The sequence below is a fragment of the uncultured Kordia sp. genome (assembly GCF_947489565.1).
Classification (GTDB): Bacteria; Bacteroidota; Bacteroidia; order Flavobacteriales; family Flavobacteriaceae; genus Kordia.
The window spans coordinates 24,193-36,259 of record NZ_CANLEA010000022.1; the positions used below are offsets into that span (position 1 = coordinate 24,193).

Below are 12,067 nucleotides of genomic sequence, written 5' to 3' on the forward strand. Positions count from 1 at the left end.
ATGGCAAAAGTGGGAATTATTATGGGAAGCACAAGTGATCTTCCTATAATGCAAGAAGCAATTGATATTTTAAAAGGGTTTGATATTGAGATTGAAGTCGATATTGTTTCGGCACATCGAACTCCTGAGAAGTTATTCGATTATGGAAAAAATGCACATACACGTGGTATTAGTGTTGTGATTGCAGGTGCTGGTGGCGCAGCGCATTTGCCTGGCATGGTGGCTTCCTTATCTCCATTGCCTGTCATTGGTGTTCCCGTAAAATCTAGAAATTCTATTGATGGTTGGGATTCTGTATTGTCTATTTTACAAATGCCTGGTGGCGTTCCTGTAGCAACGGTTGCATTAGATGGAGCAAAAAATGCTGGAATTTTAGCCGCTCAAATTATTGGTAGTTCTGACAAATGTGTGTTGGATAAAATTTTAGTATACAAAGAAGGATTGAAACAAAAAGTGATAGAAGGCGCTAAAAAAGTGTCTCAATAAAAAAACACAACATTTTAAAAATAGTAAAAGCCGCTTCGAAAAGCGGCTTTTTTATCTTTACAAACCATTCAAAAATAAAACTAACCTACCATATTATTAATCATTTTTTACCCCAAAAATAAATTTTGGATAAAGTAGTTTGTATTGATGATTCAAATGTATTGCATTGCGCGTTTTTTCTAGTATTCTGATACGTAAAAATTGGTTTTATCGTTGAAATGACTAAACTTTTCGATGAAAGACATTTCTGCTCCTAAAACGTTTATTTTAGCCTCAACTCAATACATAAAAAAACCCTCTAAGTTTCCTTAAAGGGTTTTACATCAACCAATCCATTTTAATTATAATACAGTTAATAGGGCTATCAACATTGTAATTATGCGTCAAGTAGGTTACATATATTGTTAAACCATGAAAAAAATTTATCTCTACTAAATCAACAGGACAAAATTCCTAATTATCTGATAGTTTGAAGAATAGCGAAAAAAGTTTCTTTAAGGAATCGATAAAGCGCATTAATTATCGATAAAGTGTATTTTAGTATGTCTATTTTACAATTTTCTTGGTAATTTTTGCTCCAACTGTAGTTGTATACTGTAAAATGTAGATGCCGCTTGCTATGTTTTTGAGCAGAATTTCGTTGGTAAAATGAGAAGAAAAGATTTGTTTCCCAATACTATTAAACATTTTTACTGTTTTTATATCGTTTCGTTGGCTATATAGCTTTAATCGATCAGAAGAAAAATACGCGTATACTTTATCAGAAGCGTCTTCTACATCTATAATATCTAATGTATTGTGATAATCAAGATTCAGAAAAAAACGATCATGTAACTCTCCTGTAACTCCTGAAAACGTATAAGCAGTTTGGCGTAAATCGGTAAATACATTTTGATCTCTGTCTTCTAAAATAATATCAAAATCAGGACTCAAAAATTCAGCATCAATAGATATGGTATAAGATCCATCGGAAGTGAGTTCGCATCCTAAAGGTACTTGTACGTTTACATTCGTAAGCTCTGGCAATGCCTGAATGGAAAGTCGTGTAGTTCCTAAAAACGAATAGAATTCTATGGCAGCACCATCATTGATAAAAGGGCCATCATATCCGTCATCATAATCCACAGTTCCTTCCGGAATGAATCCTAGTAAAATTGTAACAAAAGAGCCATTTCCTGCTAAACGTAACGAAATACGTCCATCAGTTGGACTGTTTTCTGCGTTTTTAACATACGCTGCTTTACCTTCTTTGGAAGTGTTATGATGATTGATTTGACTATATGACGTAAAGCATACACCCAAAAATAGGAGATATATGAGTAGATTCGTTTTCATGGTAGAGATTGTTTAAGGTGTAATTAAAACCTCTACGGCAATATTAAACAAAATTTACGTGTCCTACATATTTCTCACTGTTAAGACTTTAGGATTTTTTTCGTGAGTACTATACCTGACTCTGTGGTATACTTTACAATATATACTCCTCTTGCCAATTGCGGCATTACTATGATGTCTGAATATGCTCGTTGCAACAATTGTTTTCCAGAGATGTCATACATTGTAATGGTTTCAAAATCTGTACGTTTTGTGAGCGTTTGTAATTCATCACCACTAAATAAAACATTTACTTGATCCGCAGCGATTTCTACATCTTCTACGCTTAATGTATTTCTGTATTGTACATTGATAAAGAAACGATCATTTTCTTCTGTAGGACTTGTGGTAAATGTATATGCAGTCTGACGTAAGTCTGTAAATGTTCCTTGATATCTATCTTCTAAAATGATATCGAAATCTTGCGATAGATACTCAGCATCAATTGCTATTGTATACGTTGCGCTTGATAATACTTGATATCCTAAAGGAACTTCTACATCAACATTTGTTAATTCTGGCAATGCTTGAATCGACATTTTACTGTCTGTAATGAATGAATAAAATTCAATTCCTGCGCCTTCGTTAATAAATGGACCATCATAAGTGTTATCATAGCTTTCTGTTCCTTGCGGAATGAAACCTATAAGTTGTGTTACATACAATCCATTACCAGACATACGCAATGATAAACGTCCATCTGTTAAACTATTACTTGTGCTTTCTGCAGTTGATTCTGGAGTAAACGCGCCAACATTTCCATTGGCTCTAAAAAATTGATCATTATTCGCTACAACTCTATGTGAATTTTTGAATGTTACTGTTCCAGAACCTGTACTTTTAGCTTGTACAGCAAAACCTTGCGCAGTTCCAATATTTCCGTCGGCTGCTCCAAGTGGATTTGAACCTGTGTTATTGTATTCTATATAATCGGACGCTAAATTGTCTCCGATTGGAGAATCTGTTTGTCTCCAATAATATACAGTTCCTTCAATTTCGTCAGTATTGTCTTTTTGAAATAATTCCCAATCAATTGCAGACGGATATGGATTTCCAATAATATTATATCCTGATTCGCTTGTATTTGGATCTACTGTATAATAAACTGGCTCATCAATATCACCATTATTTACAGTTCCATCAAAACTTGCAGTTTGTACATTTAAGTGATTTGCTCTAAGCGCATAACCTCTTCCTACTTCCATATCTGTATGATCATTGCTCCAAGCAGCATTCGTTGCAGAAGCATTCCAGTAATAATCATATCCTCCTACATCTGGAAAAATCGTAGCTATTGTTGCATCCGCTTCGGCGACAGGTGTTGACCAATATGAATAAAAACGATGATCTGTATAATTGGGCGAATCTCTTTTTATTACAAAATTTCCAGTACCTTTTATATCTCTACTTTCTCTAGATAACAATGCTCCATCATTTTCAACAGTAATTGTTCCATCATTGGTAACATCATAATATACATCTAAAGTAGCGCCTGCATTCACCGTAATAGAAGCCGTTGCATTCACAGTTAATTCTCCAACAATAGTATGTGCCGTAAGTACAGGGTAATTTGTAGATGACGGAATGACTACAGATTCTAATTTTGCAGCATTTGGTGCGCTTCCGCCAACCCAATTACTTCCAGTTGTCCAACTTGTTGTTGCAGCGGTTGCTGACCAAGTAATTTCTGTTTTGTTGCTTGCTGAATCTGTAACTACATCATCATCATCATCCAAATATGTAATAGTGTCTCCATCTAAAGCAGCTACTAAATCATCGGTTCCTACTGTCGTTATTAAAACATCTTTATTAGTATCTATTTCGGTAGCGGTACGTACATCATTCCAAACTCTAAATCCCCAAATATTACCAGCAAAGTAATTACTAGAGTTAGAAGAAGAGTTGTTGTTAAAACAATATTCTGAACTTCCTCCTGATGTCCAAGTTCCACAATTTGGGTAACGCACATTAGTAGCATCTGATCTACCTAAATTGATATCTCCTGAGTGACTTCTAATTTCAAAACCAGCACGTGAATCCATTAAAGTTCCGTCTAAATACCATTTTAGACTTGTATTATCTGAAGCTGCGATTGGATTATTTACAGGAACACCTACATTATCAAATACTAAGGCTATGTGATACCAAGTGTCGTCACTAATAGGTTCTCTGAAGTATGTTCCATTCCATCGTGGTGTGTAATCACTATTAGATCTATTATATCCGCCAACAACTACATAATCATTTTCGACATACATTACAATTCCTCGTGTTCCTCCACCTTCTTTGTAGATCACTTGACGACTAGTTGCATCGTCAACTTTGAAATAACCTTCTATGGTTCTATCATTTATAGTAGTAGTATTGATATTGTCTGAGTCAATTAATTCGATAAAATCATCAACTCCGTCTAAATAATAACCATCATTTGGTGGTTGCGCTAATGCTCCTAATGTTGTAATCATTATGAGGCTTAACATATATATTTTTTTCATCTTTGGGGCAATTTTAAATTTATATACGTAAACTGTCTATAGTTTGGTCTTCAAAGGTTTAGATAAATTACACTTTACTTATATAAAACTATATGACTTACTATAAAAATAACCTTTTCCTACAAAGATAAAGGTTTAAAATCGATCAAACAATCAAATAGTCCGCTCAAATACCGATTTTATCGCATAAAATTCTTACAATCAGTGTTGAAGCAATTTTTTAAATATTTATGATAGTATATTTAAAGTGAATACATACTTGGAATCACTGAAATCAATAACTGTCCTGTTTCTATGAGAAGTGTTAATATTCTGTTCATCATCATACTTTTCATCGTTAGAGCAATTTCGTTATAGGTAAAATCTTTATCTTTGAGTCTTATAAAAATTCGAAAATCAGCTTCGTTACATAAGCTTACCAAAAACATTTTATAATTAGGTTTTTCCTATAATGATACATTTTGGATTTCGATCAAATACACAATAACTAATGAATATTTTAACTTCAAAGTTTTCTACAAAATATACAACAGCTCCTTTTTCACAAATTAATGAAAACGAGTTCATCAGCGCAGTAGATGCGGAAATTGCAAAAGCAAAAAAAGAAATTGACCAAATTGTTGCCAATCAACAGGCGCCAACTTTTGAAAATACCATTGAGACATTAGAATACTCTGGCGAACAACTGAATCGTGTTACAAGTATTTTCTTCAATTTGAATTCAGCAGAAACGAACGAGAATATTCAAAAAATGGCTCAGGAAATTTCTCCTAAATTGTCTGAATGGTCTAACGATATTATTTTGAATGACGCTTTATTTGAAAGAGTGAAAGCTGTATATGCTCAAAAAGATACACTCAATTTAAGTACAGAGCAACACACATTACTCGATAAAAAATTTAAATCGTTTTCACGAAATGGTGCTAATTTACCAGCTGACAAAAAAGAAATACTTCGAGAAATCGATAAAAAACTATCCAAACTCAGCTTGACATTTGGCGAAAATGTACTTGCAGAAACCAATAAGTTTCAATTGCATTTAACAAATGAAAAAGATGTAGCTGGAATTCCAAATGGTGCACTCGAAGCTGCTAAAGCCATTGCAAAAAGTGAAGATAAAGAAGGATGGATTTTCACACTCAATTATCCTAGCTATATTCCTTTTATGAAATATGCTGAAAACCGTGACTTGCGTCAACAAATGGCCACAGCATTTGGTTCTAAAGCATTTAAAAATGATGAATTAGACAACCAGGCGAATGTATTGCAAATTGCTAAATTACGCCATCAACGTGCCAATTTATTAGGGTATGAAACGCATGCACATTTTGTTTTAGAAGAGCGCATGGCAGAAACACCTGAAAAAGTAATTTCTTTCTTAAATGAATTGCTCGAAAAGGCAAAACCGGCGGCTGAACGTGAATTCAAACAGTTGTCAAATTTTGCAAAAAAGTTAGATGGAATTGAGCAATTACAGAGTTGGGACAGTGCTTATTATTCTGAAAAATTAAAGCAAGAATTATTCAACTTGGATGATGAAAAACTAAAGCCTTATTTTAAACTTGAAAATGTAACTGCTGGTGCTTTTACTGTAGCTGAAAAGTTATTTGATATTCGTTTTGAGCAGGTTTCAGATATTGATGTATACCATGAAGATGTAAAAACCTATGAAGTGTTTGATGCAAAAGATAATTTTGTAGCCGTTTTTTATGCTGATTTCCATCCGAGAAAAGGAAAACGAAATGGCGCTTGGATGACATCCTACAAATCACAACAACGAAAAGATGGTGTTGTAGAACGTCCGCATGTATCTATTGTATGTAACTTCACAAAGCCAACGGAATCTAAACCTTCTTTGTTGACATTTAATGAGGTAACTACGTTATTTCACGAATTCGGACATGCATTGCACGGCATGTTGGCAGATACAACCTATCCAAGTTTAAGCGGAACTTCTGTTTTTTGGGATTTTGTGGAATTGCCAAGTCAAGTCATGGAAAACTGGTGTTATGAAGCAGAAGCGCTCGCCATATTTGCAAAGCATTATGAAACAGGAGAAGTCATTCCGATGGAATACATAGAAAAAATCAAAGCTTCGGCAACCTTCTTAGAAGGAATGGCAACCATGCGTCAGTTAAGTTTTGGCTTGTTAGATATGAATTGGCATGGAATCGATCCAACAAATATTACTGATGTAAAAGCACACGAACAAGCTGCTTTTGAAAACACACGTTTGTTTCCAAAAAATCCTAAAACAGCGATGAGTACTGCTTTTTCACATATATTTCAAGGTGGTTATTCTTCGGGATACTACAGTTATAAATGGGCTGAAGTCTTGGATGCAGATGCTTTTGAGTATTTTAAAGAACATGACATCTTTAGCAAAGAAATTGCTGCGAAGTTTGCAGAAAACGTATTATCAAAAGGTGGTACCGAACATCCTATGACTTTATATAAGCGTTTCCGCGGAAGCGAACCAAAACCAGAAGCACTCTTAAAACGTGCAGGATTGTTAACGGAATAGATTTTTAGACTACTTAGACTGAGTTAGACTGTTAGACTGTTAGACTGTTAGATATACTAAAGTTCGTTGCAAGCATGAAAACAATGTTTGTGACGAACTTTTTTTTTGACAAAATTTTCTTGAAACAAAATTAAAGTTTCAATAATTTTTGAAAGTTTGAAAATTTTTATATATTTGAACCATGGAATACAAAGATGCAAAAGATAAGTTTATACAAACTTGGGGATCCTTAGGATCACTTTGGGGAATTAACAAAGCCATGGCACAAATTCATGCCTTATTGCTCATTTCTCCTGAACCGTTATCGATGGAAGATGTGATGGAAGAATTGCACATTTCCAGAGGAAATACAAGTATGAATTTACGTCAGTTAATCGATTGGGGAATTGTCTTTAAGACTTCCAAAGCAGGCGAACGAAAAGAATACTTTACCTCAGAGAAAGACGTGAATGAACTTGCACGACAGATAGCGAGAGAACGAAGTCGAAGAGAAATTCAACCAACATTAAAGGTCTTAAAAGAAGTCAGTAATATTGAAGACAATGGAACTGCTGAAACGAAAGAATTTATCAAACAAACAAAAGCCTTGCATGAATTGGCAGATACAGCAGATTCAATTTTAAATCGAGTCGTAAATCAAGAGTCTAATTGGTTGACAAAGACATTTATTAAGCTCTTAAAATAAAAAAACACACACGAAAGGAATTCATTTTCCTTTTTATTTTTAACATATCTTTCAATATTTATTGAAAGTTTAAAAAATACAATAGTTATGAAATTCATTTATTACACCAACAACATCATTTTAGGATTGACAATTTTGGGATATTCAATGCTTTTCCCAGGACTCATGATGCAAATAGTTTTAGGCGGCATTCAAGTATTGTTCTTCTTTATACTTCTTTTCAACTACAACAAGTTTTCTAAAAAAATAAAAACACATTTACTTATTTACTGTGTGTTGGCTACTTCTTGTCTCTTATGCTATTACGGCGCTACACAAATATTCTCCAACAATATATACATCCTTATATTTTTACCTATGAGTATTGCCATTTATTTCACGTATATCGTATTTGAACTTAATCAAAAAGTATTATGAAAGATTTTATTCCAAATTGGCTAATTATCCTAGGCGGAATTGGTCAAATATTTACCGCTTTAATTTATCCGTACATACGTCATCGTGTTTTTGATTGGTATACGGATGTCAAAAAACTAAAACCATTAAATCAAGAAATTGCCAAAACGTATGGCAGATACATTCAAGGATTAAACTTTTCTTTTGGTGTGATTGCAATTTTACTGACGAACGATTTAAAAAATCAAACACATTTAGCATTAGCGATTACTGGATTGATAGGAATGTATTGGGTTGGAAAAGTGGCAACGCAAATTGCATATTATCCTATGTACACCATTCCACAACAACCTATTTTTAAAATTGGTTCGTACTGCATGAATACACTATTTGTATTGTTTGCAACTGTGTACACATTACTATTTACGTATAACCTGATTGGAATTTATTTCAATTAAAAAACAGCAACATCATGAAAAATCTCTGTCTACTCACCTATTTACAAAAAGAATTACAAAAGCCTACCAATAAAGAACAGATTATTGATTTTTATGACAAAGCTACAGATGATTATAGCTTTTGGAGTAAAGATCTAAACATGCACTTTGGCTTTTATATTCCTTTTAAAACTTCTTTGTTTACACGTGATACTATGTTGAATCAAATGAATAAGGAAGTATTGAAACGATTGAACATTGAAAATCAGAAAAAGCATATTGTGGATTTAGGTTGCGGAATGGGCGCTTCTATTCGTCACGGAATTGCAAACTATCCAAAATTGGCGATTACAGGTTTGACGATTTCTCCATTTCAAGTGGAAAAAGGAAATGAATTATTACGTTCTGAACGCGGTACCATTTTAAACAGAGATTATCGCAACACACTTTTAAAAGAAAATTCGTTTGATGGTGCCATGGCGATTGAGAGTTTATGTCATTCAGGTTGTAGTACAGATGCTTTGGAAGAAACATACCGAATTTTAAAACCAAATTCCACCTTTGTCATTGCAGATGCATTCACAAAAAAGGATTTCAAGAACATGAATCCGCTTGCAAAATATACGTACAGAGGTTTATGCGAGTCGTGGAGTTTACAAAGTTTAGGAAATATTAATCGTGTGGTTTCTGATTTGGAAAGAATTGGCTTCAAAGAAATCAAAGTGCAAAATATTTGGTATCGTGTAGCGCCTTCTGTATTGCATGTACCATTTGCAATCAGCGGATTTATTCTGAAAAAACTATTCAAAAAAGAACCGCTAAAACCTGAAAGTAAAAAGAATTTAAAAGGCTCCTTCTTTGCTTTATTGACAAGTTTGAGCATGATGAATTTTGGGTATTATATAATCACAGCTAAAAAATAATAGATATGAAAAAAATGGTAATCGCTGGCGGAAGCGGATTTTTAGGACAATCATTAATCGCTTATTTCTTAACTAAGAATTACGAAATAATCGTACTGTCTAGAAACGCTAAAAAAACAGGCAACAACAAGTTGCGTTATGTAGCATGGAACGCAAAAACACTTGACATTTGGATGACCGAATTGGAAGGTGCTGCTGTACTGATCAACCTTACTGGAAAGTCGGTAGATTGTCGCTACAACGAAAAAAACAAAGCTGAAATTTTAAACTCTAGAGTGAATTCCACAAAAGTGTTAGGAAAAGCAATACAAGCCTGTGCTGTGCCTCCAAAAGTTTGGATGAATTCTTCAACTGCGACTATTTATGAACATTCGTTAGATCGTAAAATGACGGAAGAAAACGGAATCATTGGAAACGATTTTTCTATGAATGTCGCTAAATCTTGGGAAAAAGCTTTTTACAGTTGCAACACTCCTAAAACTCATAAAATTGCTTTGCGAACTTCGATCGTATTAGGAAAAAATGGCGGTGCGTTTATTCCATTAAAAAACTTAGTGAAATTTGGTTTAGGAGGCACACAAGGAAATGGAAAGCAAAAAGTAAGCTGGATTCACGAGCATGATTTTTGTCGTGCTGTAGCATTTTTATTGGAAAAACAAGTTTCTGGAGTATTCAATATTACGGCTCCAAATCCAATCCCAAATAAAAGCTTTATGAAAACTATCCGTAAAGTAATGAATGTTCCTTTTGGACTTTTTCAGCCAAAATGGTTGCTCAAATTTGGAGCTCGTATAATCAAAACCGAAGCTGAATTGATTTTAAAAAGCAGGTTTGTCATTCCTGAAAAATTAGTTGCTGCTGGTTTTCAATTTCAATATCCAACTGCTGAAAAAGCAATTCAAGAAATTATCAACCGTTAAAAACTCATCTCATGAAAAAAAGAAACTTTATAAAAGGCATATCAATAATTATAGTGTTTTTATTGATCGCTTCTTGCTCAAAAAACGTGTCGAATTCAAAATATTATTTCATTAGTGACAATGAACTTACGTCCATAACAAAACAAAATGATACTTTGTATGAGTATAAATGTGAAGAAAATCTTCAGTGTAATGACCACATTCATAAAAGCTACAAAATTATTAAATCTAAAAAAGAAGAAAATTTGATGCTATTGGCTGTTGAGCGTACAAATTTTGTTGTGAATGCTTCCAAAGCAATGAAAGACAATCGTTTTTCTATTATTGGAATTGAACAACTATCTTCAAATAAAATCAAATTTATTCATGAACATATTTACTATAATGAAGAAGAAATCACAAAACTTCCATTTGAATTTGACCTTATAAAGAACAAATTTGGTTTTACTTTTTATGAAGAAAGTTATTTGAAATCATTGCCTACAGATTTTGAAGTTGACGCAGATATGTATGCAGAAATACTCAGTGCTATCCAAGATTTTTCTTTAGAATATCTGGAAAAGTATAACAACACACAAGTAACTGGCTTGTATAGTACTGGTGCCGCTTATGATTTTCTCGCCAGAGAATTTGTAAAACGAAAATTGAGTCCCATCGGATTACAAAAAAAATTGAAATCCGCTCATGACAAACTCAATGAATAATACTATTTTCTTTTAAAGCATGACTACTATTCATCTCAATACTAAAATAAAAGCGCCCATTCAAACGATTTTTGGGACCTATCGACGAAAGTATTACATTTGAAAATGCACATTATAGATATCTTAAAAGGAAATTGGCGAAAAAAAAGCAAGCACCTCAAAAAGAAGAGAAAACCTTGGACTAAAAGGGATACTTTTTATGCAATTTTAACTCTTGTCGTTACTTTCATGATATTAGTTTTTTTGTCTAAAACTCTAAAAAACTATAAAGAAAAACAACTTGCTGATTCTTTTATAACCATAGGTGTTATTGAAAAATTAAAAGAGAGAGCATCAAAAAGGAAAGGTGTAGAAGATAGAATATTTTTCTATTTTGTTAAAAATGATACCGTGTTTCATAGAACATATTTTACTAGACCTGGAAAAATTGATAAACACAAAATAAAAGTAGGCGATTGTTTTAAGTTGAAAGTGGCAAAAAGAGATTATGCAGTATTTGAACCGTATTTCGATAATCGAATTGATACAGTTATTGATAAAAAACAATACAAAAACCACATATACAATACCATATTTCATAGAATGAAATTTGAGTAATTTACATTTGAGAAGATTAAATGTATTAATAAGAATAATTCATGACTACAATCCTCCTAAGCACCAAAATAAACGCGCCAATCCTTACAGTTTTTGACATGGCTAGAGATATTACGGAACATGAAAATTCCACCAAAAACACACGTGAAAAAGCAATTGCAGGCAGGACTTCGGGTAAAATTAATTTAGGAGAAACAGTCACTTGGCGCGCCAAACATTTTGGATTGTATCTAAAACATACAAGTATTATTTCTGAATTTGAATCGCCTACATTTTTTGTAGATGAAATGGTAAAAGGTGTTTTTAAAAGTCTACGTCACGAACATATTTTTAAAACGGTAGGCATGGAAACTGAAATGATTGATGTGTTCAAATATGAAGTTCCCTACAGCATTTTTGGACAACTTTTTAACTACTTTATTTTAAAATCGTATCTCACAAAATTTCTCTTAGAACGAAATCAATATATCAAACAACGTTCAGAATTGTTAAATTTAACAGATTGACAGATTTTTCATTCTCCTTG

13 protein-coding genes are annotated in these 12,067 nt (G+C 33.2%); 10 read left to right on the forward strand and 3 right to left on the reverse strand.

The features are described 5' to 3' along the window. Positions 1-486, forward strand: coding sequence for a 5-(carboxyamino)imidazole ribonucleotide mutase (purE, locus tag Q0845_RS23155; protein ID WP_298518766.1), 486 nt, complete (start codon positions 1-3; stop codon positions 484-486). A 546-nt stretch (positions 487-1,032) separates the two neighbouring features. Here purE and Q0845_RS23160 read toward each other — a convergent pair. The 3 genes from Q0845_RS23160 to Q0845_RS23170 form a co-directional block, all read right to left on the reverse strand. Further along, positions 1,033-1,821 (reverse strand): T9SS type A sorting domain-containing protein, encoded by a 789-nt coding sequence (locus Q0845_RS23160; RefSeq protein WP_298518769.1) that lies wholly within the window; start codon positions 1,819-1,821, stop codon positions 1,033-1,035. A gap of 80 nt (positions 1,822-1,901) precedes the next feature. After that, complete coding sequence (locus Q0845_RS23165) at positions 1,902-4,355, reverse strand: T9SS type A sorting domain-containing protein (protein ID WP_298518772.1); 2,454 nt, start codon at positions 4,353-4,355, stop codon at positions 1,902-1,904. Between the two features lie 242 nt (positions 4,356-4,597). Next, on the reverse strand, positions 4,598-4,783 hold the full coding sequence (locus Q0845_RS23170; protein WP_298518776.1) for a hypothetical protein: 186 nt from the start codon (positions 4,781-4,783) through the stop codon (positions 4,598-4,600). Positions 4,784-4,845: 62 nt separating this feature from the next. Here Q0845_RS23170 and Q0845_RS23175 point away from each other — a divergent pair, with 62 nt between their 5' ends. The 9 genes from Q0845_RS23175 (at position 4,846) to Q0845_RS23215 (ending at position 12,047) form a co-directional block, all read left to right on the forward strand. After that, positions 4,846-6,879: a M3 family metallopeptidase gene (locus Q0845_RS23175; RefSeq protein ID WP_298518780.1), complete on the forward strand. Its 2,034-nt coding sequence runs from the start codon at positions 4,846-4,848 to the stop codon at positions 6,877-6,879. Between the two features lie 181 nt (positions 6,880-7,060). Then, complete coding sequence (locus Q0845_RS23180; protein WP_298518783.1) at positions 7,061-7,564, forward strand: MarR family transcriptional regulator; 504 nt, start codon at positions 7,061-7,063, stop codon at positions 7,562-7,564. An 87-nt stretch (positions 7,565-7,651) separates the two neighbouring features. Beyond that, positions 7,652-7,981 carry a hypothetical protein gene (locus Q0845_RS23185; protein ID WP_298518786.1) on the forward strand — a complete coding sequence of 110 codons (330 nt, stop codon included), beginning with the start codon at positions 7,652-7,654 and terminating at the stop codon, positions 7,979-7,981. After that, positions 7,978-8,418 (forward strand): hypothetical protein, encoded by a 441-nt coding sequence (locus Q0845_RS23190; protein WP_298518789.1) that lies wholly within the window; start codon positions 7,978-7,980, stop codon positions 8,416-8,418. The genes Q0845_RS23185 and Q0845_RS23190 overlap by 4 nt, the downstream gene beginning before the upstream one ends. Before the next feature lie 14 nt (positions 8,419-8,432). Continuing rightward, entirely contained in the window at positions 8,433-9,320 is an 888-nt protein-coding gene (locus tag Q0845_RS23195) for a class I SAM-dependent methyltransferase (protein ID WP_298518792.1), read from the forward strand. Between the two features lie 5 nt (positions 9,321-9,325). Beyond that, complete coding sequence (locus tag Q0845_RS23200; protein ID WP_298518794.1) at positions 9,326-10,240, forward strand: TIGR01777 family oxidoreductase; 915 nt, start codon at positions 9,326-9,328, stop codon at positions 10,238-10,240. Between the two features lie 11 nt (positions 10,241-10,251). Then, positions 10,252-10,944 carry a hypothetical protein gene (locus Q0845_RS23205; protein WP_298518797.1) on the forward strand — a complete coding sequence of 231 codons (693 nt, stop codon included), beginning with the start codon at positions 10,252-10,254 and terminating at the stop codon, positions 10,942-10,944. 105 nt (positions 10,945-11,049) lie between these two features. Continuing rightward, positions 11,050-11,541: a hypothetical protein gene (locus tag Q0845_RS23210; RefSeq protein ID WP_298518799.1), complete on the forward strand. Its 492-nt coding sequence runs from the start codon at positions 11,050-11,052 to the stop codon at positions 11,539-11,541. A gap of 41 nt (positions 11,542-11,582) precedes the next feature. Next, positions 11,583-12,047: an SRPBCC family protein gene (locus Q0845_RS23215; RefSeq protein WP_298518802.1), complete on the forward strand. Its 465-nt coding sequence runs from the start codon at positions 11,583-11,585 to the stop codon at positions 12,045-12,047. The last annotated feature ends 20 nt before the right edge of the window (positions 12,048-12,067 follow it).